Below are 26,768 nucleotides of genomic sequence, written 5' to 3'. Positions count from 1 at the left end.
GGGCCGGGCGGGCTGCAACTGGCCTTGCTGGTACCCGAGGATGAGCTGCTGGCCGATGCCTACCGCCTGCGCTGGCAAGGCGCACTGATCACCCTGACCATCCTGCTGCTGTGCCTGCCCCTGGGCTGGTTGATCTCCCGCGTGCTGGTGCGACCGCTGCGGGCCCTGGTGCAGGAAGCCGACGCCATCCGCAGTTTCGACTTCAAAGTGCCGATGTCACGCCGCTCGCCGGTGCTGGAAGTGGATCAACTGAGCGTGTCCATGGCCAGGATGAAAGACACCCTGGCGAGTTTTTTCGAGATCAATGCCAGCCTGTCGGCAGAAACCCGCTTCGACCCGCTGCTGCAACGAGTGCTCTCGGAAACCGTCAAACTGGCCCAGGCCAAGGCCGGCCTGATCTATCTCTCTGAAAGCAAGGGCGCGCGCCTGGAACCCCATGGCCTGATCATCGACGGCGAACACCAGGATCTACCGCGATTCAATATCGCCACCAAGGACCTGAGCGACCAGCGACTTCCGGACTGGCTGCGCCAACTCACCGACAGCGACACCGTGGTCACCACCCTGGGCTTTGAGCAGGCCGGCAGCCTGCAAAGCGTGCTGCTGGCCCTGGACAGTCCCAGCGCTCATTTGCTGGGCCTGCGCTTGCGCAATCGCCATCACGAAATGGTGGGCATGCTCCTGCTGTTTCTGGAAGACAGCGGCGCCGAGGCGGACCTGGACGTACTCAGTCCGGATCGGATCGCCTTTATCCGGGCAGTGTCCGCCACCGCCGCGCTGTGCATCGAGAGCCAGCGCCTGCAGAACAAGCAGAAGCAACTGCTGGACGCCTTCATTCAGCTACTGGCCGGGGCCATCGACGCCAAGAGCCCATACACCGGCGGCCACTGCCAGCGGGTGCCGGCCCTGACCCTGATGCTGGCCGAGGCCGCGGCCGCCAGCCACGACCCGCGGTTCGCCACCTACCAGCCTACCGATGACGAATGGGAGGCCTTGCATATCGCGGCCTGGCTGCACGATTGCGGCAAGGTCACGACCCCGGAGTACGTGGTGGACAAGGCCACCAAGCTGGAAACCCTGAACGATCGGATCCACGAAATCCGTACCCGCTTCGAAGTGCTCAAGCGCGATGCCTGGATCAATTACTGGCAGGCCGTGGCCGAAGGGGGCGACGTCACGGCCCTGGCCGCCGAGCGCGACGCGCGCCTGCGCGCCCTGGACGATGACTTCGCCTTTGTCGCGCGCTGCAACCTGGGGGCCGAGTTCATGGCCGAAGCCGACCAGCAGCGCCTGCAGCATATCGCCCAGCGCACCTGGACCCGGACCCTGGATGATCGCCTGGGGGTTTCCTGGGAAGAGCAGCGGCGCCAGGAACGCACGCCGGCGCCCAGCCTGCCAGTGCAGGAGCGGCTGCTGGCGGACAAGCCGGAGCACCTGCTGGAGCGCAGCGCGGTGGAGATCATGACCGCGGACAATCCCTGGGGTTTCAAGCTCCAGGTGCCGGCCCACAAGTACAACCGTGGCGAGCTGTACAACCTGAGCGTGCCCCGGGGCACGCTGACCGCCGAGGAGCGCTATGTGATCAATCACCACATCGTGCAGACCATCATCATGCTCAACCACCTGCCCTTCCCCAGCCACCTGCAGAGCGTGGCGGAGATCGCCGGCGGCCATCACGAGAAGATGGACGGCAGCGGCTACCCCAAGCAGCTCAAGCGTGAACAGATGAGCCTGCCGGCGCGGATGATGGCCATTGCCGATATCTTCGAAGCCCTGACCGCCGCGGACCGCCCCTACAAGAAGGGCAAGACCCTCAGCGAGGCGCTGAACATCATGGCCATGATGTGCCGCGACGCCCACATCGATCCCGAGCTGTTCGAGCTGTTTCTCCAGGATCAGATCTATCAGCGCTACGCCGAGCGCTTCCTGGTACCAGAGCAGATCGATGCGGTGGATCGGCAGGCGCTGTTGAAAAAGGCAGGGTTGAGCGCCTGATGGCGGTCAGCAGTCACTCAGGCGCAGGAAAATCGCCGCCAGTTGCTCGATCCCGGCCTGGTCCGCCGGGCTGAAGCGTGCCAGCTTCGGGCTGTCCAGATCGAGTACGCCGATCAGCCGGCCGTCCTTGACCAGAGGCACCACCAACTCGCTGTTGGACGCGCTGTCACAGGCGATGTGTCCGGCAAAGGCATGTACATCTTCCACCCGCTGAGTCTGCAGGGTGGCCGCCGCAGTGCCGCAGACGCCACGGCCGAAGGGAATCCGCACGCAGGCGATCTGGCCCTGGAACGGGCCCAGCACCAATTCCTGGTTGCGGTTGAGGTAGAAGCCGGCCCAGTTCAGGTCGTCGAGCTGACTGAACAGGAACGCCGAGAACTGCGCGGCATTGGCGATGAAGTCACGCTCATCGGCCAGCAGCGACTCCAGCTGGGCACACAGCAGCCCATAGCCATCCAGACCTTGGCCGGCACTTTGCAAATCGATCATGCTTTTTGCTCCAACAACTGCAAGCCCACCCAATAGCGGGCAAATTGATAGGCGCACCGGCCGTTGCGGTTGCCCCGCCCCGTGGCCCAGCGTACCGCCAGAATGTCCAGCTCCTCCGTGCGCTGCCAGCTCAAGCCGGCCTTGCGCGCCAGCTCGCCGATCCAGTGTTCCACCACATTGAGAAAGTGTTCCTGAGTGAAGGGATAGAACGACAACCACAGGCCGAAGCGGTCCGACAGGGCGATCTTGTCCTCCACCGCTTCGCTGGGGTGCAACTCGCCGTCGACGCGCTTCCAGTTTTCGTTGTCGCTTTCCTTTTCCGGCACCAGGTGCCGGCGGTTCGAGGTGGCGTACAGCAGCACGTTTTCCGGGGCCTGTTCCAGGGAGCCGTCGAGCACGCTCTTGAGCACCCGGTAATCGCCCTCGCCGGCCTCGAACGACAGGTCATCGCAGAACAGCACGAAACGCTGGGGTAGCTTGACCAGTTGCTCCACCACCCGCGGCAGGTCCGCCAGGTGATCACGCTCGATCTCGATCAGCCGCAGGCCGCCCTTGGCATGTTCGGCCAGCAAGGCGCGCACCAGGGAGGATTTACCCGTGCCACGCGAGCCCCAGAGCAGGGCATGGTTGGCGGGCAGGCCATCGAGGAACTGCCGGGTGTTGCGCGCCAGTTGCTCGCGCTGCTTGTCGACCCCGATCAGATCGCTCAGGCGCATGTCCAGGCTGACCTCCAGGGGCAGCAGGAAGCCGCTGCGGCCTTCGCGCTGCCAGCGCGCGGCCAGGCACTGGTTCCAGTCGATGCTCTGGCGCAGGGTCGGCAACAGCGGTTCGATCCGGGCCAGTACGGCGTCGGCACGTTCAAGAAATGCATTCAATCGGGCATCCACGGCTTTTCCTCGGGCACGTTCAAGGTAATGATGCGGCACACAGACCAAACGCCGTCCTGATCAGAGGGTCTATCGCCTTGTCAGCTGCTGCCGCTACGACCGGCAACCAAAGATGATCAGCTATGCTTGCGCAGCGAAGGGAAACGAAAGTGGTTCAACCCCCCATGGATATCAAGTTCACCAACCGCCTGTCCTATAAACAGGCCCGGCTCACCGTGCTGGTGGGGTTCATTCTGGGGACCGCGCTCAGTCTGCTGCAAATCGGCATCGATTATGCCAGCGAAGACGCCTCCATCAATCGCGAAATCCAGTCATTGCTGGAAATCAGCCACAACCCGGCCTCGCGCATTGCCTACAACATCGACGCCGAACTGGCCCAGGAACTGACCCTGGGTCTGTTGCGCTCCCCGGCGATCATTCGCGCGCAATTGATCGACAACAACAGCACCCTGCTGGCCAACGTCGAGCGCCCGCCGCAACAGAGCGGCTACCGGGCCCTGAGCGACTTCCTGTTCGGCGCCGACCGTCAGTTCGAAGACCGCCTGTACCTGAGCCACCTGCCGGAAGAATCCCTGGGCACCCTGCACCTGGACGTGGACACCTATGCCTTCGGCAGTCGCTTCCTGCGCCGCGCCGAGGTCACCCTGATCAACGGTTTTGCCCGCAGCCTGATCCTCACCGGGATTCTCCTGGCCCTGTTCTACGTGATGCTGACCAAGCCGTTGGTGGGGGTGATCCGCGAGCTGAGCAGCCGCGATCCGCGCAGCCCGCAACAGACTCCGCTGGAATTCCCCCCGGGCCATGAAAACGATGAGGTCGGGGTGCTGGTCAAGGTCGCCAACCAGCAGTTCGAAATCATGGCCACGGAAATCCAGCAGCGGCGCATTGCCGAGAACCGCCTGACCGAGTACCTCGGGCAACTGGAAAACATCGTCTCGGCGCGCACCACCGAGCTCAAGGCCAGCAACGCCAGGCTCAGCCAGTCCAACGAAGAACTGGAACTTGCCCGACGCACCGCGCTGGACATGGCCCAGGCCCGCGCCGCGTTCCTGGCCAACATGAGCCACGAGATCCGCACCCCGCTCAACGGCCTGCTGGGGATGATCGCCCTGGCCCTGGACAGCCCTCTGAACCCCGAACAGCGCCAGCAGCTGTCCATCGCCCACGACTCCGGCAAGGTGCTGGTGGAACTGCTCAACGATATTCTCGACATGTCCAAGTTCGACGCCGGGCAGCTGGAGCTGGAGCGCATTCCCTTCGACCTCGGGGTGCTGGTGGAGGACACCGCCAACTTGCTGTCGCAGAACGCTGCGGCCGGTGTGGAACTGGCCTGCCTGATCGCTCCGGACTTTCCGGCCCTGGTGCTGGGGGATCCGATGCGGGTGCGGCAGATCGTCAGCAATCTGCTGTCCAATGCCCTCAAGTTCACTCGCTTCGGCCGAGTTGACGTGCGCCTGAGCACCCTGGGCGACGGGGTGCGCATCGAGATCTGCGACACCGGCATCGGCATCGCCCAGGAAGCCCAGGTGAAGATTTTCCAGCCCTATACCCAAGCGGGTGCCGGCATCACCCGCCAGTACGGCGGCACCGGCCTTGGGCTGGCGCTGACCAACAACCTGTGCGAAGCCATGCACGGGCGCCTGAGCATCAGTTCGGAGGTCGGTTTTGGCAGCCAGTTCTGCGCCGATCTGCCGCTGCCTTGCCATACGCCTTCGGCCCCGCCGCCGGCCTTGTCCGGAAAGGTCGTGGGCATTACCGATGCCGGTAGCGGCCTGGCCGAATTGCTCGATTCCCTCCTGCCGACCTGGGGCCTGGACTACCAGCGCTACGACATCGAGGCCTCACTGGCCGGGGTCAATCCCGATCTGCTGATCACCGATTGCCCGGAATGCCTGTTTGGCCTGCGCCCGGCCATCACCGCGCCAATCCTGCTGGTGACCGCCTATGGCAGCTTCCTGCCCAGCGAAGAGGCCAGCGCCCTGGCGCCACTGCAGCAACAGGCCCGTCCCCTGGCGCGCAATGCTCTGTATCAGACCCTGCGCCGCTCGTTGCTGGCAGAAACCATCACCCTCAACGACGCCCAGTTGAATATGCCGACGCAGATTCGTCGGGCCGAGATTCTGCTGGTGGAAGACAACCCGGTGAACCAGCTGGTGGCCAAGGGCATGCTGAGCAAGCTCGGCTGCGCGGTGACCGTGGCCGCCCACGGTGCCGAAGCCCTCAACCAGCTGGAGCACCACCGCTTCGATCTGGTGCTGATGGATTGCAACATGCCGGTCATGGACGGTTACGAGGCCAGCCGGCAGATCCGTCGCAGCGGACGCTGGCCGGACCTGCCGATCATTGCCCTGACCGCCAACGCCATGCCCGAGGAGCGTGAACGCTGTCGGGCCGCGGGCATGAGCGACTACCTGGCCAAGCCATTTCGCCGCGAGGAACTGATCGCCCTGCTGGACCAGTGGGTGCCGACTACGACAAGGCTCTGATCTGCTGCAGCAGGTGATCGAGGCCATCGCGCAACGGATCGAGGTTGTCGAGATCGACTCCGCTGTCGCACAACAGCGCCGCCTTGAGCGGCGGCACCCGATCCCGCAGCGCCAGCCCGGCTTCGCTCAGGCTCAGGTGCACTTCCCGCTCATCGCGTCCGGAACGTTGACGCTGCACCAGTTGCAGTTGCTGCAAACGCTTGAGCAGCGGGGTCAGGGTTCCGGAGTCGAGCAACAGGCGTTCCCCCAGGGCCTTGACGGTCGGCTGCGACACTGGCGTCGCCTGCCACTCCCACAGCACCAGCATCACCAGGTACTGCGGGTAGGTCAGGCCCAGGCGGTCGAGCATCGGCTTGTAGCCACGCACCACCGCCCGCGAGGCGGCGTACAGCTTGAAGCACAGCTGGCGGTCGAGCTGGAGGGAAGCATCCACAGGCTGGTCGTTCATTTGAGCAGGGCTTCGATCTCGCGGCCAAGGTCCTGGGGCTTGGTCGCCGGAGCGAAGCGCTTGACCAGCTTGCCGTCCCGACCGATCAGGAACTTGGTGAAATTCCACTTGATGCCCTGGGAACCCAGGACACCGGGGGCGCGCTTCTTCAACTGGACGAACAGCGGGTGGGCCGCGGCGCCATTGACGTCGATCTTCTTGAACAGCGGGAAGCTGACGCCGTAGTTCAGCTCGCAGAACTCGGAAATCGCCCCTTCGTCACCCGGTTCCTGCTTGCCGAACTGGTTGCAGGGAAAACCCAGCACCACCAGGCCCTGGTCCTTGTAGGTCTGCCACAGCTGTTCAAGCCCCTTGTACTGGGGGGTGAAGCCACACTTGCTGGCGGTATTGACCACCAGCACGGCCTTGCCGGCGAAGTCCGCCAGGGTCTTGTGTTCGCCCTTGATGGTGATGCAGGGAATAGTCAGCAGCGAGTCGGTCATGGCAGCAATTCCACTCAAGATAAGAGCCGATAAAAATAGCTCCCAATTAAATTGTGTGCAATTTAATTGATGAAAAGGCGACCCAAAGAGTCGCCTTGCTGACTAGCGCGGCAGCAGATCCAGGCACACCGAGTTGATGCAGTAACGCAGGCCAGTGGGTGGCGGACCGTCCGGAAAAACGTGGCCCAGGTGGGCATCGCACTTGGCGCAGACCACTTCGGTGCGGATCATGCCGTGGCTCATGTCGCGGATCTCGACCATGGCGCTGTCGGCGATCGGCTCATAGAAACTGGGCCAGCCACAACCGGAGTCGAATTTGGCCCGGGAGTCGAACAGCGGCTCGTTGCAGCAGATGCAGTGATAGACGCCATCGGCCTTGGTGGCGTTGTACTTGCCCGAGAACGGACGTTCGGTGCCTTTGAGCCGGCAAACGTTGTACTGCTCCGGATCGAGCATTGCCCGCCACTCTTCCAGGGTTTTTTCCAGCTTTTCCATGGTCCTTCCTCTGCAACGGAAAAAGCCCGATCTGTGGCTTTTCCACGGATCGGGCGGCACGTATGATTGCGCCTCGTCAGACGCCAGTCTGGCAGCCGCGTTACACCCATTCAAACGGATTTTGCCGCAGCCGGTGCGGGCTACAGGCCGGTGTGACACGGCAGGATTCCCAGTACGGTAGTTCATCCTCCGCCTGGATCGTTCATTTTCGGGAACACATCGCCATGCAGGTCAGCAAATCGAACAAGCTCGCCAACGTCTGTTATGACATTCGCGGCCCGGTGCTCAAGCACGCCAAGCGTCTGGAGGAGGAAGGCCATCGCATCCTCAAGCTGAACATCGGCAACCCGGCGCCCTTTGGTTTCGAAGCGCCGGACGAGATTCTCCAGGACGTGATTCGCAACCTGCCCACTGCCCAGGGCTACAGCGACTCCAAGGGCCTGTTCAGTGCGCGCAAGGCAGTGATGCAGTACTACCAGCAAAAGCAGGTGGAAGGCATCGGCATTGAAGACATCTACCTGGGCAACGGTGTTTCAGAACTGATCGTGATGGCCATGCAGGCCCTGCTCAACAACGGCGACGAAGTGCTGGTGCCGGCCCCGGACTATCCACTGTGGACCGCCGCGGTGAGCCTGGCGGGCGGCAATCCGGTGCACTACCTGTGCGACGAGCAGGCCAACTGGTGGCCGGACTTGGCCGACATCAAGGCCAAGATCACCCCGAACACCAAGGCCCTGGTGATCATCAACCCGAACAACCCCACCGGCGCCGTGTACCCCAAGGAAGTCCTGCTGGGCATGCTGGAGCTGGCCCGCCAGCACAACCTGGTGGTGTTCTCGGACGAGATCTACGACAAGATCCTCTACGATGACGCCGTGCACATCTGCACCGCCTCCCTGGCACCGGACCTGCTGTGCCTGACCTTCAACGGCCTGTCCAAGTCCTACCGCGTGGCCGGTTTCCGTTCCGGCTGGGTGGCCATTTCCGGTCCCAAGCAGCATGCCCTGAGCTATATCGAAGGCATCGACATGCTGGCCAACATGCGCCTGTGCGCCAACGTGCCCAGCCAGCACGCGATCCAGACCGCCCTGGGCGGCTACCAGAGCATCAATGACCTGGTGCTGCCGCCGGGCCGCCTGCTGGAACAACGCAACCGCACCTGGGAGCTGCTCAACGACATTCCCGGGGTCAGCTGCGTGAAACCCATGGGCGCACTGTATGCCTTCCCCCGGATCGACCCGAAAGTCTGCCCGATCCATAACGACGAGAAGTTCGTTCTCGACCTGCTGCTTTCGGAAAAACTCCTGGTGGTCCAGGGCACCGCGTTCAACTGGCCTTGGCCGGATCACTTCCGCGTGGTCACCCTGCCGCGGGTGGATGACCTGGAACAAGCCATTGGTCGGATCGGAAGTTTCCTCAAGTCCTACCGCCAGTAATCCGAATCACGCAGTGCGATCCTCACCCGGTCGCACTGCGATTAATTCAGCAACACATCTTCGCTGCCCTGCACCACGCCCCTTCTATAAGCTTGCACTTTCCGCCCGGCCGATTGTCACAAATCCTGCACCGCAACCGGTTGATTGCCCCATCCGACAATCCCCCGCGCCGCGTCAACGCAAGCGTCTAACCCCGGGTCTAGACGACACAGTTTGAAATAGAAGCCGTATTGAATAGGCCGTTGCCGCACCTTATATACCCCGCAGTACGCTACATCTTTAGCTTGAGGAGATTTCTACAACCATGATGCGAATCCTGCTGTTTTTGGCCACTAACCTTGCGGTCGTGCTGATTGCCAGCATCACCCTGAGCCTTTTCGGCTTCAACGGGTTCATGGCGGCCAATGGGGTTGATCTCAACCTCAATCAGCTGCTGATTTTCTGTGCCGTCTTTGGTTTTGCCGGTTCGCTGTTCTCGCTGTTCATCTCCAAGTGGATGGCGAAGATGAGCACCAGCACGCAGATCATCACTCAACCGCGCACCCGCCATGAGCAATGGTTGTTGCAAACCGTTGAGCAACTGTCCCGTGAAGCCGGGATCAAGATGCCCGAAGTGGGTATTTTCCCGGCGTATGAGGCCAACGCCTTCGCCACCGGCTGGAACAAGAACGACGCTCTGGTAGCGGTCAGCCAGGGCCTGCTGGAGCGTTTCTCGCCAGATGAAGTGAAAGCCGTGCTGGCCCATGAGATCGGTCACGTCGCCAACGGCGACATGGTGACCCTGGCGCTGATCCAGGGCGTGGTGAACACCTTCGTGATGTTCTTCGCGCGGATCATCGGCAACTTCGTCGACAAGGTGATCTTCAAGAACGAAGAAGGCCAGGGCATTGCCTATTACGTGGCGACCATCTTCGCCGAGTTGGTCCTGGGTTTCCTGGCCAGCGCCATCGTCATGTGGTTCTCGCGCAAGCGTGAGTACCGTGCCGACGAAGCCGGTGCCCGGCTGGCCGGCACCAACGCCATGATCGGTGCCCTGCAGCGCCTGCGTTCGGAACAGGGCCTGCCGGTGCACATGCCCGACACCCTAAACGCCTTCGGCATCAATGGCGGCATCAAACAGGGCCTGGCTCGCATGTTCATGAGCCACCCGCCGCTGGAAGAGCGTATCGACGCCCTGCGTCGTCGCGGCTGATCCGCTGCAAGGCCATACCCAAAAGGGCGACGCGAGTCGCCCTTTTGCATGGCCGCCAAGAACGCCTATTCACGGGCACCTTGCTTGTTCAGGCGATAGACCCGCTCCACCAGCCGGGTCACGCCCCCCTGGAGAAACTTCCAGCTCTCGCCAAGAATGTCGCGCTCCGTTTCGACCTGCAGCTGCCAGGCACCCCCGAGGCGCTGGCAAACTTCATCGTCGAGCACCGCGAATGGCGGCCCGTCCAGTTGTTCCTGGGCGTAATCCATGGTTATCAGCAGCCCCTTGCTGCCCTCCGGCAGCAGGCCATTGAGGTGGGCGCAGTAGCGCTGCCGCATCGGCGGGGGCAAGGCGATCATGGCCGCACGGTCGTACAGGGCCGTGCAACCCGCCGTGTCCTCGGCAGTCAGGGCAAAGAAATCGCCACACCAGAGCTGGATCGGTCCCTGGGCATAGACCTTGAACTCTCCGTGCTGGCTGATCTGCGGCTGCAACTGATGCTCACGAAAGAAATCCTCCACTGCCTTTTCCGCGAGCTCAATGCCCAGCACCTCGTAGCCCTGGTCGGCGAGCCAGATCAGGTCCAGGCTCTTGCCGCACAACGGCACCAGCACACGGGTTTGCGCTGCCAGGCCGAGGGCCGGCCAGTACTGCCGCAGGTAGGGGTTGACCTCTGCCAGGTGAAAGCCGATCTGATCCCGCTCCCAACGCTTTTGCCAAAAGTCCGCTTGCATGAGAAGTCCTTAAAATTCGATCAAAAAGCGCTAAAACTTATATTAGATTTAGATCAATGATCTGATTGAAGATGGCGCATCTTAACCTTCAGGACCTTGCTCATGCTCCCCAGCCTGTTTATCTCCCATGGTTCTCCCATGCTGGCCCTGGAACCTGGCGCCAGTGGCCCCGCGCTGGCTCGCCTGGCGGCACAACTGCCGCGCCCCAAAGCGATCCTGGTGGTTTCGGCCCACTGGGAAAGCCAGGATTTGCGAGTCAGCGCCCATCCGCACCCGGAAACCTGGCATGACTTTGGCGGCTTCCCGGCAGCGCTGTTCGCTTTGCAGTACCCAGCGCCCGGCGACCCTGAGCTGGCGGCGCAAGTGGTGGAGCTGCTCAAGGCCGACGGCCTGCCGGCCCAGCTCGACAAGGAGCGCCCCTTCGACCATGGCGCGTGGGTGCCACTGTCCCTGATGTACCCGCAAGCGGACATCCCGGTGATCCAGCTATCGCTGCCCACCCGCCTGGGTCCGGCCCTGCAGACGCGCATCGGCCACGCCCTGGCAGGCCTGCGGCAACAGGGCGTGTTGCTGATCGGCTCCGGTAGCATCACCCACAACCTGCGGGAGCTGGACTGGCACGCCGGCCCGGAAAGCGTCGAGCCCTGGGCCAAGGCCTTTCGGGACTGGATGATCGAGAAGCTGGCGGCCAATGATGAAGCGGCCCTGCATGATTACCGGCAGCAGGCACCGCATGCCGTGCGCAGCCATCCCAGCGATGAACACCTGCTGCCGCTGTACTTCGCCCGGGGTGCCGGCGGTGAATTCAGCGTGGCCCACCAGGGCTTCACCATGGGCGCCTTGGGGATGGACATCTATCGCTTTGGCTGATGCTTCGCCGGCAAGCCGACTCTTACCCCCCTTGTAGGAGCCGGCTTGCCGGCGAACAGTCACGGTCTAAATTCCAGGCAAAAAAAATCCCCGAACCAGTCGGGGATTTTTCTTGCCTGATCAATCAGCCCGAGGGCGGATCAATCTTCGCGGTAGCGACGCAGCTTGAGCTGCTTGCCGGCCACGCGAGTGTCCTTGAGCTTGGTCAGCAGACGATCCAGACCGTCTTCCGGCAGCTCTACCAGACTGAAGCTGTCACGCACCTGGATACGACCGATGGCTTCACGGGCCAGGCCGCCTTCGTTGAGAATCGCGCCCAAGAGGTTCTTGGCAGCGATACCGTCACGGGCACCCAGCGCGGTACGGCAGCGTGCACGACCTTCGCCCAGAGGCATTGGCGCGCGACGCTCACGGTCACCACGATCAGGACGATCACCGGAACGCTCAGGACGATCACCACGTGGCGCACTGTTCGGCACCAATGGACGCTCTTTCTCGATGGCTGCCAGGTTCAGTGCTTGGCCGTTGGTGGCCTTGCGCAGCAGGGCCGCGGCCAGGGCGCGCGGGCTGCAACCGATGTCGGCAGTCAGGCGATCCAGCAGCTCGCCGTGGGTCGCTTCAGCATCAGCCACCAGCGGCGAAAGGCTGTTGGTCAGCTTCTTGATGCGCGCATCGAGAACGGCCTGGGCGTCGGGCAGGCGAACTTCGGCAACCTTCTGACCGGTCACACGCTCGATCACTTGCAGCATGCGGCGCTCACGCGGAGTCACCAGCAGCAGGGCGCGACCTTCGCGACCAGCACGGCCGGTACGGCCGATACGGTGCACGTAGGATTCCGGGTCGTACGGCATGTCCACGTTGAATACGTGGGTGATGCGCGGTACGTCCAGGCCGCGAGCGGCTACGTCAGTGGCCACAACGATGTCCAGACGACCATCCTTGAGGGAGTCGATGACGCGCTCACGCTGGTTCTGGGCGATGTCACCGTTCAGCGCAGCGGCCTTGTAGCCTTTGGCTTCCAGGGCGCTGGCCAGATCCAGGGTCGCTTGCTTGGTGCGCACGAACATGATCAAGGCGTCGAAATCTTCAACTTCCAGCAGGCTCAGAACGGCAGAGGTCTTCTGGTCAGCGTGAACCAGCAGGTGAGCCTGCTCGATCGCGGTGACGGTCTGGGTCTTGCTCTGGATCTTGACGTGTTTCGGGTCTTTCAGGTGACGCTCGGCAATGGCCCGGATCGACTGCGGCAGAGTGGCCGAGAACAGTACGGTCTGGCGGGACTCAGGCATGGCCTTGAAGATGACTTCCAGGTCATCCATGAAGCCCAGCTTGAGCATTTCGTCGGCTTCGTCGAGAACCAGGTGGTTCACGGTGGCCAGCACTTTTTCGTCGCGACGCAGGTGGTCGCACAGACGGCCCGGAGTGGCGACAACGATCTGTGCGCCATTCCGGATTGCTTTCAGTTGTGGGCCCATCGGCGCACCGCCGTAGACGGCCACAACAGTCACGCCCGGCATTTGCTTGGCGTAGGTTTCGAAAGCGGTTGCAACTTGCAGCGCCAACTCACGGGTTGGGGCCAGGATCAGAGCTTGCGGCTCGCGCTTGGACGGATCAATGCGGTGCAGGATAGGCAGGGCAAAGGCAGCGGTTTTACCGGTACCGGTTTGCGCCTGGCCAATCATATCGTGCCCGGCAAGGATGATCGGGATCGACTGCTGCTGAATAGCCGAAGGCTCTTCATAGCCGGTAGCGACTACTGCAGCGACAATATTGGGATGAAGTTCAAGAGCGGCGAAGCCGCCGATTTCCTGGGTCATGGGTCTGCCTCTAAGTGCATCCGCAAAGACCCATGCTCCAAAGCTGCGCATGCCGTGTAAGACTCAAGAGTCACCCTGGCAGCTTTGTCGGCGGGGATTTGCGAAAACGATTGAAAGAAATGAACGTCAAGGATAGTCCGCGCAGCGGACAAGCAGCCGAAGCTGACTTCGGGGAATTGCATCACCTAAACGAGGCCCGGTTAAAGGCCGGCGCGCACTATACCGGAATTACTCAAAAAAGGGAGTTTTTTTTATCGGAAAAATCCGCCAAACGCCCGATGCTCACGGGCTTTGCGCATACTCCAAGGGCGCGCTATTTTGCTTGGGCCCGCCGCTGTTGGTCGTCATCGCTAAAACGATTCACCCTGGTGCTTGAAAGCCGTCTCGCCCATTCCCTCTTCCCCCTTGAGGATCGCGCCCATGAATCAGCCCAGTGCCAGCCGTGTCAGCCGCGAACTGCGCGGTCATCTATTCCTGATCGGCCTGGACCGGGTCGCCAAGCGCAATGCCTTCGACCTGGAACTGCTCAACCAGCTGAGCCTGGCCTACGGCGAGTTCGAAGCCAGCAGCCAAGCGCGGATCGCCGTGGTGTTCGGCCACGGCGAGCACTTCACCGCGGGGCTGGACCTGGCCAATGTCGGTGCCGCCCTGGCCCAGGGCTGGCAAGCACCGCCCGGCGGCTGCGACCCGTGGGGCGTGTTCGCCGGACCGCGGGTGAGCAAGCCGGTGATCGTCGCCGTGCAGGGTTACTGCCTGACCATCGGTATCGAGCTGATGCTGGCGGCGGACATCAACCTGTGCGCCAGCAACACGCGCTTTGCCCAGATGGAGGTACAACGCGGGATATTTCCCTTCGGCGGCGCGACCCTGCGTCTGCACCAGCTGGCCGGCTGGGGCAACGCCATGCGCTGGTTGCTCACCGGCGATGAGTTCGACGCCCATGAAGCGCTGCGTCTGGGACTGGTGCAGGAGGTGATGGCCAGCGAAGACCTGCTGCCCCGGGCCGTGGCACTGGCCGAGCGCATCGCCCGGCAAGCACCGCTGGGCGTGCAGGCGACGCTGATGTCGGCGCGTCAGGCCCGGCTTGAGGGCGAAACGGCGGCCGCTCAGGGCCTGCCGCCGCTGGTGCACAAGCTGATGAACAGCGAAGACGCCAAGGAAGGGGTGCAGGCGATGATCGAAAAACGCCCCGGGGTGTTCAAGGGCTGTTGAACAGGCTGGCCGGCGAATCGTCTTCGCCGGCCAGCCGTTGCCTGCCAGGGGCTCATGTCGCGGGGCGAATGGCCTTGATCAGCGGCTGCAGGGAGTAACCCAGGCGCGGAGCCAGGGCTTCGGCCCGGGCATTCAGAGCTGGCAGATCGAGCGTCTGCTCAAGATCGGAGGGCACGATCAAGATCACGTTGCCCTCCTTCACCGGCAGCTCCCAGTAATGCCGGTGATAGAGTCCGCGCAACAGCGCGGCGCCGAGGGGCTTGCCATCATCGGTGGCCCATTGGTTGATCACCAGCCAGCCACCGGGATTGAGGCGCTTCTGACAGTTTTCCAGAAACCCCCAGGCCAGATGGCCGACACCGGGGCCGACATCGGTGTACAGGTCTACGAAGATCAGGTCGGCGGATTCGGCGCTGTCCAGCAGCTCCAGGGCATCACCGATTCTTATATATAGACGCGGATCGTCGTCCAGCCCCAGGTACTCGATGGCCAGGCGCGGCACATCCGGACGCAGTTCGATGGCCTCGACGTCTTCCAGGGGCAGGAACTTCAGGCACGCCTGGGTCAGGGTCCCGGCACCCAGGCCGAGAAACAGCGCACTCTCGGGGGCGGCATGACACAGGGCGCCGATCAGCATGGCCCGGGTGTAGTCGTACTCCAGCCAGCTGGGGTCGGCGGTGAACACGCAGCTTTGTTCGATGGCGTCGCCAAATTCGAGGAAGCGGTAATCCGCCACTTCCAATACCCGAATCATGCCGAACTCGTCATGAACCTCGGCGAGCACACGCTCGACGCGCTCCTCAGTCATTTCATCTCCTAGTCGCGGGGCCCGCAATCAGGCCGGCGCGAGAAACCAACCGCTCGGCAGCGAGCGGGAAAGGCGCGATTGTCGGCCAAGCGAGAGGAGCAGGTCACGCACTAATTTGCTGCTAACATGCCCCTCCCACCGTAAAGCACTCGAGTCCGCGATGAGCCAACCCTGGAGCCCCGACAGCTGGCGCGCCCTGCCGATCCAGCAACAACCCCAGTACCCCGACGCCGCACATCTGCTGCAGGTCGAGCAGACCCTGGCCAGTTATCCACCGCTGGTGTTTGCCGGTGAGGCCCGGGAGTTGCGTCGCCAGTTCGCCGAGGTCACCCAGGGTCGCGCCTTCCTGCTGCAGGGCGGCGATTGTGCCGAAAGCTTCGCCGAGTTCTCCGCGGCGAAGATCCGCGACACCTTCAAGGTGCTGCTGCAGATGGCCATTGTCATGACCTTTGCCGCCGGCTGCCCGGTGGTCAAGGTCGGGCGCATGGCCGGGCAGTTCGCCAAGCCGCGCTCGGCCAACGACGAAACCATCAATGGCGTGACCTTGCCGGCCTATCGTGGCGACATCGTCAACGGCATTGGCTTCGACGAGAAAAGCCGGGTACCGGACCCGGACCGCCTGCTGCAGTCCTACCACCAGGCCACGGCCACCCTGAACCTGCTGCGGGCCTTTGCCCAGGGCGGGTTCGCCGACCTGCATCAGGTGCACAAGTGGAACCTGGACTTCATCGCCAACTCGGCCCTGGCCGAGAAGTACAGCCAACTGGCGGACCGCATCGATGAAACCCTGGCCTTCATGCGTGCCTGCGGCATGGACAGCTCGCCGCAACTGCGCGAAACCAGCTTCTTCACCGCCCACGAAGCCCTGCTGCTCAATTACGAAGAAGCCTTCGTGCGGCGCGACAGCCTGACCAACGACTACTACGACTGCTCGGCCCACATGCTGTGGATCGGCGATCGCACCCGCCAGCTGGACGGTGCCCACGTCGAGTTCCTGCGCGGGGTGAACAACCCGATCGGGGTCAAGGTCGGCCCGAGCATGAACACCGAGGAACTGATCCGCCTGATCGATATCCTCAACCCGAGCAACGATCCCGGCCGCCTTAACCTGATCGTGCGCATGGGTGCGAACAAGGTCGGCGATCATCTGCCGCAGCTGATCCGCGCCGTGGAACGCGAAGGCAAGCAAGTGCTCTGGAGCTCGGACCCGATGCACGGCAACACCATCAAGGCCAGCAGCGGCTACAAGACCCGGGATTTCGCGCAGATCCTGACTGAGGTCAAGGAGTTCTTCCAGGTGCATCAGGCCGAAGGCAGCTATGCCGGCGGCATCCATATCGAGATGACCGGACAGAACGTCACCGAGTGCATCGGCGGCGCCCGTCCGATCACCGAAGACGGTCTGTCGGACCGCTATCACACTCATTGCGACCCGCGGATGAATGCCGACCAGTCGCTGGAACTGGCCTTCCTGATCGCCGAGACGCTCAAGCAGGTCAAGCGCTGAGGGGCCTTTCGCGGGCCAGCCCGCTCCTACAGGGCTGTGTAGGAGCGGGCTGGCCCGCGAAGCTTTTTACGCCAGCACCTCACGCAGACGGTGCGCGCCATCACGCCGGCAATTGAGCTGAATCTGCTCCAGCCCCAGCCAGTCGGCCATCTGTCGCAATTGCCCGGCCAGTGCGCGGACGCCCTCCTCGTCCAGGCCCGGCTCTTCCTCATGCACCGCATGCACTGCCAGACAGCCTTGGGCCCGCTCCGCCCGCAGATCGACCCGGGCGACAATCCGCTCGTTGTGCAGGAACGGCAGCACGTAATAGCCATAGACCCGCTTATGCCTTGGCGTGTAGATCTCCAGCCGGTAGCGGAAATCGAACAGCCGCTCGGTACGACTGCGCTCCCAGATCAGCGAATCGAAAGGTGAGAGCAGCGCACTGGCCTCGACCCTGCGCGGCACCCTGACCTGCGGTAGACAATAGGCCGGCTGGCGCCAGCCCTGCACTTCGCAGCTCGACAACTCGCCGGACTCCAGCAACTCCGCAAGCCGCGCACGGCTGTCGCCAGGATCAAGGCGAAAGTAGTCTCGCAGATCCTTCTCCGTGGCCACGCCCAGGGCTCCGGCCGCGTGCACCAGCAAACCGCGCTGGGCCTGGGCTTCGTCCAATGGCGACTGCTGGAGAATCGCCGCAGGCAGCACCCGCTCCGGCAAATCGTAGAGCCGTTCGAAGCCACGACGCCCGGCCACCGTCACTTCTCCGGCGGCGAACAACCATTCCAGGGCGTGCTTTTCATCGCTCCAATCCCACCAGGGCCCGGCGCGTTCCTCGCGGGTGCAGAGGCTGCCGGCACCCAGCGCGCCCTGCTCCTGGACCGCCGCCAGCACCCGCTGGACAGTGCCCAGGCGCTCCTGGCCAAAACGCGCCAGCTGCGCGTAGATGCCCTGCCCTTGCCGCGCCCGCTGCATCCGCCAGCGCAGCAACGGGTACATGGACATGGGCAGCAACGACGCCTCATGCCCCCAATACTCGAACAAGGTGCGTTGCCGGCCCTGACTCCAGGCGGCCTGGTCGAGCAATGCCTGTGGATAACTGCCCAGGCGGGAAAACAGCGGCAGGTAATGCGCCCGCACCAAGGCGTTGACCGAATCGATCTGCAGCAGGCCCAGGCGCTCGATCTGTCGATTGAGCCCTGCGGCCTTGATCGTTGCCGGCGGCCGACGCCCGCCGAAGCCCTGGGCGGCCAGGACCAATCGACGAGCCTGCTTGAGTGAGAAAGAACATTCTGCGGGCATGGGGGGATCTCCTTGTCTGCCCGCACGCTAGCGCACCGGGAACCGGCTTGTGTAGCACTCTTGCCGCTATTTATGCATCGGGTCGTCCCAGAACGGGCGGACCCGCTCATGCTCGACATCGGCCCGCGTCAGACCCAGGTCCTTCAACGCCTCATCGCTCAGCCCGGCCAGCATCCGGCGCTCGCGCCCAAGCTCATGCCAGCGCATCACCCGGCGCCACAGGCCGCTGAATGTCAGCGCCTGAAACGACAGCTTGTGGACCAGCACATAACCCTTTTGACCTTTCATCATCTCGCCCTCCAGTGGGGATGACGCCAGTGTCTGCTCGGGCTTAAGATCAATCCAACGAATGTTTCTTATGCCATACATCTCAGGATTTGATGCAATGTCCCAATTCCCCAGCATCGACACCGAAGTTCTGCGCACCTTCGTCGCCATCGCCGATGAAGGTGGTTTTACCCGGGCCGGCGAGCGGGTCAATCGCACTCAATCCGCAGTGAGCATGCAGATGAAGCGCCTGGAGGAAGACGTGCTGCAGCGCCAGCTGTTCCAGCGCGACGGGCGCCAGGTCAAGCTCACCGCCGAGGGCCAGGTGCTGCTGGGCTACGCCCGACGCATCCTGAAACTGCACAGCGAAGTGTTCAATACGCTGCGCGAGCCGCACATGGTGGGCCTGGTACGCATCGGCACCCCGGATGACTATGTGATGCGCTTTCTGCCGGGGATTCTGTCGCGCTTTGCCCAGAGCTATCCGCTGATCCAGATCGAGGTACATTGCGAATCATCCAAGCAACTGCTGCAACGCCAGGACCTGGACCTGTCCATCGTCACCCGCAAGCCGGGCAGCGAAATCGGCCAGCTTCTACGCAAGGAACGCTTCGTCTGGGCCGCAGCCCAGTGCTTCACGCCCCATGAGCAGATGCCACTGCCGCTGGCCATGTTCAATAGCGACTGCTTCTGCCGGCTCTGGGCCTGCAACGCCCTGGATGCCATCGGCCTCGACTATCGGATTGCCTACAACAGTTCCAGCCTGTCGGCGATCATGGCGGTGGTCAGTGCCGGGCTGGCGGTTACCGCACAGCTGGAAAGCCTGATCACCCCGGACCTGCGTATCCTCGGTGAAAACGAAGGGCTGCCGGAACTGCCCGAGGCCAGCATCATGCTGGTGCGCAACCTCAACACTCCCTCGCCCATCACCGAGTGCCTGGCAGAGCACATCATCGAAGGCTTCAAACTTTAAAGGCCAGCATCACCGCACACACCACCAGGAAACCGCAGAACAAGCCGCGCAACAGGCGCTCGGGCAAGGCATGGGCCACTTTCACGCCCCAACTGATGCTCAGCAAGCCGCCTGCCGCCAACGGCAGGCCGATCATCCAGTCCACCTGATGATGCAAGCCGTAGGTCACCAGGGTCACACCGGTGCTCGGCAGCGCAAGGGCCAGGGACAGCCCCTGCGCCACCACCTGGGTGGTACCGAAGATGCTGGTCAAGACTGGCGTGGCCACTACCGCTCCGCCTACGCCGAACAGCCCGCCCATGGCCCCGGAAGCGGCACCCAGAACCCCCAGCCAAGGCCAGGAATAACGCAACTGCGTGCTGGCCGGCGCGCTGCTCATGAACATGCGCAGCAGGTTGTAGGCCGACAGAGCCAGGAGAAAGGCGACAAAGCCGATACGCATCTTCTGCGGGTCAATGCCCACCGCCCAGATCGAGCCAAGCCAGGCGAAACAGAAGCCCATCAGCGCCAGGGGCAGCGCATGGCGCAGTTCAATGCGGTTGCGCTGGTGATAACGCCACAACGCCAACATCACATTGGGCACCACCATCACCAGCGCCGTACCTTGGGCAATCTGCTGATCCAGGCCGAACATGACCCCCAGCACCGGAATGGCGATCAAACCGCCACCGATCCCGAACAAACCGCCCACAGTGCCCAAGGCTGCGCCCAACAGCAGGTACATCACTAACTCGATCAAAGCGTCTCTCCTCACCTGAGAGCTGCATGCTACGCAGTCGGCCCTGGCTCGGAAACGCACAGCAACGCACAATGGCTGTGCCGTTTTCGCATAAGCGAGCTGACCATGAATCCCAATATCCTCACCGAACAACTGGGGCTGTTTCTCGATGTGCTGGAAGCCGGGAGCTTTTCCGCCGCGGCCCGCCGTCATCCCCTGACCCCTTCCGCCGTGGCCCGACGCATCGACAGCCTGGAAAATGCCGTGGGCACACCGTTGTTCATGCGCACCACCCACGCCGTGATCGCCACTGCCGCCGGCCTGGCCTTTGCCGAGCGGGCCCGGCGCATTGTTGCCGAACTGCAACTGGCACGTGCCGAGGCGGTGTCCTTGAATCATGCGCCGGAAGGCCTGATCCGCATCGATGCCCCGGCTGCCTTCGGCCGCCGCCATCTGGCACCGGCCATTGCCGATTTCCTGGTGCTCTACCCGGGGCTGGATGTGCAGTTGCACCTGATCGACAGCTTTGTCGACATGCAGGGCTCGCATCTGGGCAAGGTCGACCTGGTGCTGCGCGCCGGGCAGCGGGTGGATACCCGGATGGTCGCCACGTCCCTGGCCAGCATCGTGCGCATCGCCTGTGCCAGCCCGTCCTACCTGAGAAGCCGCGGCATCCCGAGCCACCCCGCCGAACTCAGCCAGCACGATGGCCTGGACTGGGATGGGCTGGCGCCGCTGTTTGCCTGGCGTTTCGAGCTTGATGGCCAGGTGCAGAGCCATCGCCCGCAGCGCATCCGCCTCAGCGCCAACAATGCCGAAGCCCTGCTTTCCGGGGCCCTGGCGGGCCTGGGGATTGCGCACCTGCCGACCTGGCTGGTGAGCGAATACCTGTTGCGGGGGGAACTGGTGCCGCTGTTCTGCGACGGCGGCCTGCCCAAGCCGGAAACCGCCGGCATCTACGCCTTGCGCATGGAACAGCACCCCAATGCCCGCAGTCGCCTGCTGCTGGAATACCTGAAAAGCCGCTTCAGCCCGGTTCCACCCTGGGACCTGGCGCTACAAAGTGCGATGGGCTGACCCTGGAAAAATTATCTGGCGCATTAAAGACTCGCCCGCTAGATTCAGGACCATTAATGATCAAGGCCGCCAACATGACCACAGAACGCCCCGCTCCGGACCCTTGCGATCAGTTGCTGCTGGACCACCAAGTGTGTTTCGCCCTGCACTCAACGTCGCTGATGCTGACCAAGGTTTATAAACCGCTGCTGCAAAAACTCGGGCTGACCTACCCGCAGTACCTGGCGATGCTGGTGCTCTGGGAAAGGGATGGCCTGACGGTCGGCGAGATCAGCCAACGCCTGCTGACCGATCCCGGATCCCTGACACCGCTGCTCAAGCGCCTGGAAGCCGAGGGCCTGCTCAGCCGTACCCGCAGCCGGGAGGATGAACGGGTGGTGATTGTCGAACTGACGCCACAGGGCCGGGCGCTGCGCGAGCAAGCGCGGAACATTCCACAGTGCATTCTCGGGGCCAGTGGTCAGAGCGTGGAACAGTTGCGACAGCTACAGGAAGAGCTGCAGGTGCTGCGGGGGCACTTGCAGGACAGTCTTTGAGGCTTCGCGGGCAAGCCAGCTCCTGAGGCATGGGGCTGGTTTGGCGAATAAAAAATATTACTTTTAGAATCAATGACTTGAGCTGAACTCAAGGCCGCAGAAGGGATTTTCGTAAAATTTATCTTGCGCACTAAATATTAGAGCGATACATTTATTTCGCACTTACTTAGCGCGCAAATAATTAGCGCAAAAATCACCTAGCTCGAGGTTTTCATCATGCAAACTCTCTACACCGCCGTTGCAACCGCTACCGGTGGCCGTGATGGCCGCGCCGTTTCCAGCGACCAGATCCTCGACGTCAAACTGGCGACCCCCAAGGAACTGGGCGGTGCCGGTGGCCAGGCGACCAACCCGGAACAGTTGTTCGCCGCCGGCTATTCGGCCTGTTTCATCGGCGCCCTGAAGTTCGTGGCCGGCCAGAGCAAACGCAAGATCCCGGACGACGCCTCGATTACCGCCCATGTCGGCATCGGCCAGATTCCCGGCGGCTTCGGCCTGGATATCGACCTGCATATCAGCCTGCCCGGCCTGGCCCAGGAAGAAGCGCAAGGCCTGGTGGACGCGGCGCATCAGGTCTGCCCCTACTCCAACGCCACCCGCGGCAACGTCGATGTGCGCCTGCACGTGACGGTCTGAAACGGCAAACTCCAGGCATAAAAAAGCCCGACTCAAGGTCGGGCTTTCTGGTCTACAGGGTCGGGCCAGGTTTAAACCTTGGCGCGGCCTTTGTAGGAACCGCCTTCGCGGGTATCGATCTCGATCATGTCGCCGATCTCGATGAAGTCCGCAACGCTCAGCTCGGTACCGTTTTTCAGTTTGGCAGGCTTCATCACCTTGCCCGAAGTGTCGCCGCGAGCGGAACCTTCGGTGTAGTCAACCTGACGCACGATGGTGGTCGGCAGGTCAACGGAAACCAGACGGTCTTCGAAGAACACGGCTTCGCAAACGTCGGTCATGCCTTCTTCGATGAACGGCAGAACCGCTTCGATGTCTTCGGCGTTCAGCTCGTACATGGTGTAGTCGGTGGTGTCCATGAACGTGTAGGTGTCACCGCTGATGAACGACAGGGTCGCTTCTTTGCGATCCAGGATCACGTCGTCCAGTTTGTCGTCCGCACCGTAAACGGTTTCGGTCTTGTAACCGGTCAGCAGGTTCTTCAGCTTGGTCTTCATGATCGCGCTGTTACGACCGGACTTGGTGAATTCAGCTTTCTGAACCAGCCACGGATCGTTGTCGATACGGATCACGGTACCGGGTTTGAGTTCTTTACCAGTTTTCATTGCGAATATCCGAATTTGGATGGGATTTACAAAAATCTTGGCCGCGTATCATATCCAATTTAGGTAAAACTGCACCAGCGCCGCAGCAAGATCGGCCTGCGAGCCTTGTTCCAGACACCATTGTTCGGCGTGTGCGGTGACTTCTGGCCAGTGTTGCAGCAGGTTTTTCCAGGGTTCGGCCATAGCGGCCTCGGTATTCCAGGCCTGCCACAAGGCCAGTACCGCCGCCTTGGCGCCCGGGGAAAGTGCCTGGGTGTACAAGGCAAGAAAGGCCTCGAGCTTGTCCAGGTGAATATCTTCGTCCTGGCGATAGATATGCCAGAGCATCGGTTGCCCGGCCCATTGCGCGCGAACGAAGGAATCCTCCCCGCGCACCGCATTGAAGGCACAGCACCACAGCAAACGGTCGTAATCTTCCTGGCGCACAAAGGGCAAGACCTGAACCGTCAGCGACTGACGCACCTGCAGACTGCCGACCGCCAGAGACTCCACCCCCAGCCAGCGCTGCACGTCGCCCAAAATACGTCCCTCGGGCACCAGCAAATGAGTCGGTTGCGCATCGGCGGCCAAGGCCTCCAGCCAACTGCCCAGACCGGCGTTTTCATAGGCGAACAGCGACATCAAGCGGCTATTGGCGGCGGGAGTCACTCCCAGGCCCTGCAGAAAATCCTGCCGGGCCTGGCGATCGGCCTGAAAATGCCGGCGGCGCTCAAGCAACCCGGCTTCGCGCAGCAAGCCGCCCGTGCCCGGCTGGAATCCGGGGAAGAAAAAGTACTTCTGCACGCCACGAAACTTCACTGAGGGCAGGCCGTGGCAGCCACTGACCCAGCCCTCCGCACTCAGATAATCCAGGTTCAGCCACAGGGGCGCCCGCTCGCGATCAGCCATGGCCTCCATATAGGCATGGGGCAACTGGCAGGCGAACGCGGCAATCACCACATCCGCTGCCGCTTCAGCCTGCCACTGGGCCGACCAGTGCCGTACCTCGACCCCATCCTGTTCCTGGCGCTGCTGCTGGATGTCAATTTCCGGGCAAATCTTTTCAAAGGCCCGCAAATCATCGACCCACAAGCGCACCGCGCATTGATGCTCGGCCACCAACTGCCGGGCCAGGCGCCAGGTCACGCCGATGTCGCCGTAGTTGTCGACGACGCTGCAAAAAATGTCCCAGGAGGCTTTCATTCCAGTCCCCGATTGGCAAAGGCGCCGATTGTCCGCATAAATGCTCCTGCGCAGAAGAGCCAACCTCGATTAATCTTCGTGCGACAATCAGCCCTCGCCCACTACCGCCCGCCAGGAGGCAACCATGTCCTATCGCCCGCCCGCTCGTCGCCCCTTGCGCATCAGCTTCAATGCCCTGGCGCTCAGCGGCAGCATTGCCCTGGGCCTGTGGCTGGGCTTTCTGGCGATTGCCCTGACTTGCTGGCTGGGCTCACACTTTCTCTTCAGTCAGCAATTGGCCCCTGTGGCGCAGGCCGTACAGCAACTGGCGAAGCCGCCAGTGGTTGCGCCAGAGCCGCCCAATCGGATGTTCGAGCAATATCAGGAAAACCTGCGCAAGAACGAAGAACTGCAATCCCTGGATAACGCCCGCAGCAACCCGCGCAACCTGTCCAACCCCAAATGCCAGTTCTGGTTGCAACAGGACCAGACCGCGCCCAGTGACAAGAGCCGGGCCAATGTCCTGCAATTCTGTAATTGATCATGAATAAACAGTCTGTCTGCCAACTGATTCTGCAACAGCTCCAGGACGACCTGGAGGTTGCGGTACGAGCCGCACAAACCGCCTACGAAACCGCCACCCATGAAGAGAATATTGCCGAGAACAAGTACGACACGCTGGGACTTGAGGCGTCCTACCTGGCAGCCGGGCAGGCTCGCCGGGTCGAGGAGATCCGTCAGGCATTGAGCCTCTGGCAAAACCTTGGCCTGCGCCCCTACGACCCGCAGTCAGGAATTCAGATCGGCACGCTGCTGGGACTTGAGGATGAAAATGGCCGCGAACAATGGCTGTTTCTCGGTCCGGATGGAGCGGGCTTGAAAGTCCATGTGGTCGGCCAACTGGTGACCGTCATCACCCCGCGCTCCCCGCTGGGCAAAAGCCTGCTGGGCAAGTTCGAGGAGGATGAGGTGGAAATCGTGGTAGCGGGGACTCGGCAACACTTCACTGTCACCGAGGTCCGCTAGGATCAGTGAACCGGCAGCTCGACGCCATCGAACAGTTCTTCCAGTTCCTGCTTGTTGTGGCAGGCAATGGCCTTGGCCATGACTTCGCGAGTCAGGTGCGGGGCGAACTTCTCGATGAAGTCGCACATGAAGCCGCGCAGGAAGGTGCCGCGACGGAAACCTATCTTGGTGATGCTCGACTCGAACAGCTCACTGGCATCCAGTACCACCAGGTCGCTATCAAGCTTGGTGTCGACGGCCATCTTGGCCACGATGCCCACACCCAGCCCCAGGCGCACATAGGTCTTGATCACGTCGGCGTCGGCGGCAGTGAACACCACCTTTGGCGTCAGGCCGCGATGACTGAAGGCCTCGTCGAGCTTGGAACGACCAGTGAAACCGAATACGTAGGTGACGATCGGGTACTCGGCCAGGGTTTCCAGAGTCAGCTTCGGCAGTTTGGTCAGCGGGTGGCCCTGTGGCACCACCACGCAACGGTTCCAGCGGTAGCACGGCATCATCACCAGATCGCCAAACAACTCCAGGGCCTCGGTGGCGATGGCGAAATCCACGGTGCCGTCGGCGGCCATTTCGGCGATCTGCATCGGCGAGCCCTGGTGCATGTGCAGGGCTACATCCGGGTACTGCTTGATGAAGCTGCTGATCACCGGAGGCAAGGCGTAACGCGCCTGGGTGTGAGTGGTGGCAATGGACAGGGTGCCTTTCTTCTCGTTGGAGAACTCCTGGGCGATCTGCTTGATGCTTTCAACTTTGCGCAAGATCTCGCCGGCGGTAGTGATGATCCGCTCACCGGCCGGGGTCACCCGGGTCAGATGCTTGCCGCTGCGGGCAAAGACCTCGACCCCGAGCTCGTCCTCGAGCAGACGGATCTGCTTGCTGATACCCGGTTGCGAGGTGTAAAGGCTTTGCGCGGTAGCTGAAACGTTGAGGTCGTGGTGCGCCACTTCCCAGATGTAGCGCAATTGTTGAAGCTTCATATGAATCCCTCAAAGCAGGTAGACGCCACGGGTATCAGCGACGGTATATAACTATATTAATGGTCAGGAGAATAAATCTAGAACTTTTATTCAGAATTTTCCATTCCGCCCTCAGGCATCTCCCTGCCGTCGACGCTGGACCAAAGGCACCAGGTAAACCGGGGCTTTGGACAACTGCAAAACCCGTGATGCCGTGCGCCCCAAAGGGGTTTGTGCACCGACCCCGTGGCTGTGACTTCCTACGATCAGCAAATCCACCGAGAGTTTCGCCGCCTGCTCCAGAATCACCTGGGACGGGTCACCCTGAAGCACCCGCACCGACTGGATCAAGCTCAGGTCGTGCAGACCTTCACCCAACTCCTCGCGAAAACTGTCCAGCACCCGCTGTTCGATATTGGCCATTACAGTGCTCAGGCCCTGACGATGAAACTCGTTCAGCGATTGCTCGTCCAGGTAGCTCTGCAACACCGATTCGGCGAACAATCCCATGGGCTCCACGGCGTGCACTACATGTAAGTCGGCATTGAACGTTCGAGCCAGCTCCAGGGCATGCTGCATGACAAAGGGAGCGTACAGACCGAGGTCGGTGGCATACAGCATCGAACGAATCATATGAC

The 26,768-nt window shown here is 62.2% G+C and carries 27 protein-coding genes and 1 pseudogene; 13 read left to right on the top strand and 15 right to left on the bottom strand.

The window, feature by feature from the left end; translation table 11 throughout:
- On the top strand, positions 1-1,995 hold a 1,995-nt coding region (locus DNK59_RS26980), incomplete at its 5' end, for an HD-GYP domain-containing protein (RefSeq protein WP_110725178.1).
- A gap of 6 nt (positions 1,996-2,001) precedes the next feature.
- Here DNK59_RS26980 and DNK59_RS26975 read toward each other — a convergent pair.
- Both DNK59_RS26975 and DNK59_RS26970 read right to left on the bottom strand, forming a co-directional pair.
- Positions 2,002-2,484: a GAF domain-containing protein gene (locus tag DNK59_RS26975; RefSeq protein WP_016965076.1), complete on the bottom strand. Its 483-nt coding sequence runs from the start codon at positions 2,482-2,484 to the stop codon at positions 2,002-2,004.
- Positions 2,481-3,371, bottom strand: a complete 891-nt coding sequence (locus DNK59_RS26970) for an ATP-binding protein (protein WP_016965075.1) — start codon at positions 3,369-3,371, stop codon at positions 2,481-2,483. The genes DNK59_RS26975 and DNK59_RS26970 overlap by 4 nt, the downstream gene beginning before the upstream one ends.
- A gap of 164 nt (positions 3,372-3,535) precedes the next feature.
- Between DNK59_RS26970 and DNK59_RS26965 the strand changes: the two genes are divergently transcribed.
- Positions 3,536-5,857 carry a response regulator gene (locus DNK59_RS26965; protein WP_092312200.1) on the top strand — a complete coding sequence of 774 codons (2,322 nt, stop codon included), beginning with the start codon at positions 3,536-3,538 and terminating at the stop codon, positions 5,855-5,857.
- On the opposite strand, the gene DNK59_RS26960 is transcribed toward DNK59_RS26965, so the two are convergent.
- From DNK59_RS26960 to msrB, 3 genes are all read right to left on the bottom strand, one after another.
- On the bottom strand, positions 5,841-6,305 hold the full coding sequence (locus DNK59_RS26960; RefSeq protein WP_092312197.1) for a MarR family winged helix-turn-helix transcriptional regulator: 465 nt from the start codon (positions 6,303-6,305) through the stop codon (positions 5,841-5,843). The genes DNK59_RS26965 and DNK59_RS26960 overlap by 17 nt on opposite strands.
- Positions 6,302-6,787: a glutathione peroxidase gene (locus DNK59_RS26955; RefSeq protein ID WP_092312194.1), complete on the bottom strand. Its 486-nt coding sequence runs from the start codon at positions 6,785-6,787 to the stop codon at positions 6,302-6,304. Before DNK59_RS26955 ends, DNK59_RS26960 begins: the two co-directional genes overlap by 4 nt.
- Before the next feature lie 102 nt (positions 6,788-6,889).
- Positions 6,890-7,282: a peptide-methionine (R)-S-oxide reductase MsrB gene (gene msrB / locus DNK59_RS26950; RefSeq protein ID WP_092312191.1), complete on the bottom strand. Its 393-nt coding sequence runs from the start codon at positions 7,280-7,282 to the stop codon at positions 6,890-6,892.
- Positions 7,283-7,506: 224 nt separating this feature from the next.
- Here msrB and DNK59_RS26945 point away from each other — a divergent pair, with 224 nt between their 5' ends.
- Positions 7,507-8,718, top strand: coding sequence for a pyridoxal phosphate-dependent aminotransferase (locus DNK59_RS26945; protein WP_016965070.1), 1,212 nt, complete (start codon positions 7,507-7,509; stop codon positions 8,716-8,718).
- A 304-nt stretch (positions 8,719-9,022) separates the two neighbouring features.
- Positions 9,023-9,910, top strand: a complete 888-nt coding sequence (gene htpX / locus DNK59_RS26940; RefSeq protein ID WP_016965069.1) for a protease HtpX — start codon at positions 9,023-9,025, stop codon at positions 9,908-9,910.
- A 65-nt stretch (positions 9,911-9,975) separates the two neighbouring features.
- Here htpX and DNK59_RS26935 read toward each other — a convergent pair whose 3' ends face one another.
- Positions 9,976-10,644 (bottom strand): thiopurine S-methyltransferase, encoded by a 669-nt coding sequence (locus DNK59_RS26935; RefSeq protein ID WP_110725177.1) that lies wholly within the window; start codon positions 10,642-10,644, stop codon positions 9,976-9,978.
- Between the two features lie 102 nt (positions 10,645-10,746).
- Between DNK59_RS26935 and DNK59_RS26930 the strand changes: the two genes are divergently transcribed.
- The gene (locus tag DNK59_RS26930) at positions 10,747-11,514 is read left to right on the top strand and encodes a class III extradiol ring-cleavage dioxygenase (RefSeq protein ID WP_110725176.1); all 768 of its coding nucleotides are present in this window, start codon (positions 10,747-10,749) and stop codon (positions 11,512-11,514) included.
- Between the two features lie 140 nt (positions 11,515-11,654).
- On the opposite strand, the pseudogene DNK59_RS26925 reads toward DNK59_RS26930, so the two are convergent.
- Positions 11,655-13,362: pseudogene (locus DNK59_RS26925) on the bottom strand (DEAD/DEAH box helicase).
- A gap of 386 nt (positions 13,363-13,748) precedes the next feature.
- Between DNK59_RS26925 and DNK59_RS26915 the strand changes: the two are divergent.
- On the top strand, positions 13,749-14,540 hold the full coding sequence (locus DNK59_RS26915) for a crotonase/enoyl-CoA hydratase family protein (RefSeq protein WP_092312182.1): 792 nt from the start codon (positions 13,749-13,751) through the stop codon (positions 14,538-14,540).
- A 52-nt stretch (positions 14,541-14,592) separates the two neighbouring features.
- On the opposite strand, the gene DNK59_RS26910 is transcribed toward DNK59_RS26915, so the two are convergent.
- Positions 14,593-15,348: a spermidine synthase gene (locus DNK59_RS26910; RefSeq protein ID WP_110725175.1), complete on the bottom strand. Its 756-nt coding sequence runs from the start codon at positions 15,346-15,348 to the stop codon at positions 14,593-14,595.
- 160 nt (positions 15,349-15,508) lie between these two features.
- On the opposite strand from DNK59_RS26910, the gene DNK59_RS26905 reads away from it, so the two are divergent.
- A complete protein-coding gene (locus DNK59_RS26905; protein WP_092312176.1) occupies positions 15,509-16,855 on the top strand; it encodes a class II 3-deoxy-7-phosphoheptulonate synthase in 1,347 nt (448 codons plus the stop codon).
- Positions 16,856-16,921: 66 nt separating this feature from the next.
- On the opposite strand, the gene DNK59_RS26900 is transcribed toward DNK59_RS26905, so the two are convergent.
- Both DNK59_RS26900 and DNK59_RS26895 read right to left on the bottom strand, forming a co-directional pair.
- On the bottom strand, positions 16,922-18,136 hold the full coding sequence (locus DNK59_RS26900) for a winged helix-turn-helix domain-containing protein (protein WP_110725174.1): 1,215 nt from the start codon (positions 18,134-18,136) through the stop codon (positions 16,922-16,924).
- A gap of 66 nt (positions 18,137-18,202) precedes the next feature.
- Positions 18,203-18,424: a DUF1127 domain-containing protein gene (locus DNK59_RS26895; RefSeq protein WP_110725188.1), complete on the bottom strand. Its 222-nt coding sequence runs from the start codon at positions 18,422-18,424 to the stop codon at positions 18,203-18,205.
- A gap of 97 nt (positions 18,425-18,521) precedes the next feature.
- Between DNK59_RS26895 and DNK59_RS26890 the strand changes: the two genes are divergently transcribed.
- A complete protein-coding gene (locus tag DNK59_RS26890; protein WP_110725173.1) occupies positions 18,522-19,376 on the top strand; it encodes a LysR substrate-binding domain-containing protein in 855 nt (284 codons plus the stop codon).
- Here DNK59_RS26890 and DNK59_RS26885 read toward each other — a convergent pair.
- Complete coding sequence (locus tag DNK59_RS26885; RefSeq protein ID WP_110725172.1) at positions 19,366-20,115, bottom strand: sulfite exporter TauE/SafE family protein; 750 nt, start codon at positions 20,113-20,115, stop codon at positions 19,366-19,368. The two genes, DNK59_RS26890 and DNK59_RS26885, sit on opposite strands and share 11 nt — an antisense overlap.
- Before the next feature lie 105 nt (positions 20,116-20,220).
- Between DNK59_RS26885 and DNK59_RS26880 the strand changes: the two genes are divergently transcribed.
- The 3 genes from DNK59_RS26880 to DNK59_RS26870 all read left to right on the top strand — a co-directional run bounded on the left by DNK59_RS26880 (position 20,221) and on the right by DNK59_RS26870 (position 22,343).
- Complete coding sequence (locus DNK59_RS26880) at positions 20,221-21,171, top strand: LysR family transcriptional regulator (RefSeq protein ID WP_110725171.1); 951 nt, start codon at positions 20,221-20,223, stop codon at positions 21,169-21,171.
- Between the two features lie 74 nt (positions 21,172-21,245).
- Positions 21,246-21,707, top strand: coding sequence for a MarR family winged helix-turn-helix transcriptional regulator (locus tag DNK59_RS26875; RefSeq protein WP_110725187.1), 462 nt, complete (start codon positions 21,246-21,248; stop codon positions 21,705-21,707).
- A 216-nt stretch (positions 21,708-21,923) separates the two neighbouring features.
- The gene (locus DNK59_RS26870; protein WP_110725170.1) at positions 21,924-22,343 is read left to right on the top strand and encodes an organic hydroperoxide resistance protein; all 420 of its coding nucleotides are present in this window, start codon (positions 21,924-21,926) and stop codon (positions 22,341-22,343) included.
- A 71-nt stretch (positions 22,344-22,414) separates the two neighbouring features.
- Here DNK59_RS26870 and DNK59_RS26865 read toward each other — a convergent pair whose 3' ends face one another.
- Positions 22,415-22,987: an elongation factor P gene (locus DNK59_RS26865; RefSeq protein ID WP_007931398.1), complete on the bottom strand. Its 573-nt coding sequence runs from the start codon at positions 22,985-22,987 to the stop codon at positions 22,415-22,417.
- A gap of 48 nt (positions 22,988-23,035) precedes the next feature.
- On the bottom strand, positions 23,036-24,169 hold the full coding sequence (earP, locus tag DNK59_RS26860) for an elongation factor P maturation arginine rhamnosyltransferase EarP (protein WP_110725169.1): 1,134 nt from the start codon (positions 24,167-24,169) through the stop codon (positions 23,036-23,038).
- A 124-nt stretch (positions 24,170-24,293) separates the two neighbouring features.
- Between earP and DNK59_RS26855 the strand changes: the two genes are divergently transcribed.
- Positions 24,294-24,689 (top strand): hypothetical protein, encoded by a 396-nt coding sequence (locus DNK59_RS26855; RefSeq protein ID WP_060844285.1) that lies wholly within the window; start codon positions 24,294-24,296, stop codon positions 24,687-24,689.
- 2 nt (positions 24,690-24,691) lie between these two features.
- Entirely contained in the window at positions 24,692-25,174 is a 483-nt protein-coding gene (locus DNK59_RS26850) for a GreA/GreB family elongation factor (protein ID WP_092312153.1), read from the top strand.
- Positions 25,175-25,176: 2 nt separating this feature from the next.
- Here DNK59_RS26850 and cysB read toward each other — a convergent pair whose 3' ends face one another.
- Both cysB and DNK59_RS26840 read right to left on the bottom strand, forming a co-directional pair.
- Complete coding sequence (gene cysB, locus DNK59_RS26845) at positions 25,177-26,151, bottom strand: HTH-type transcriptional regulator CysB (RefSeq protein WP_011062541.1); 975 nt, start codon at positions 26,149-26,151, stop codon at positions 25,177-25,179.
- A 111-nt stretch (positions 26,152-26,262) separates the two neighbouring features.
- Complete coding sequence (locus DNK59_RS26840) at positions 26,263-26,763, bottom strand: universal stress protein (RefSeq protein WP_092312150.1); 501 nt, start codon at positions 26,761-26,763, stop codon at positions 26,263-26,265.
- Positions 26,764-26,768 lie beyond the last annotated feature (5 nt).

The sequence above is a fragment of the Pseudomonas sp. TKO26 genome, assembly GCF_003225665.1.
Classification (GTDB): Bacteria; Pseudomonadota; Gammaproteobacteria; order Pseudomonadales; family Pseudomonadaceae; genus Aquipseudomonas; species Aquipseudomonas saponiphila.
The sequence above is the reverse complement of the archived record's forward strand: the minus strand, read 5'-3'. Positions and strand labels throughout refer to the sequence as shown.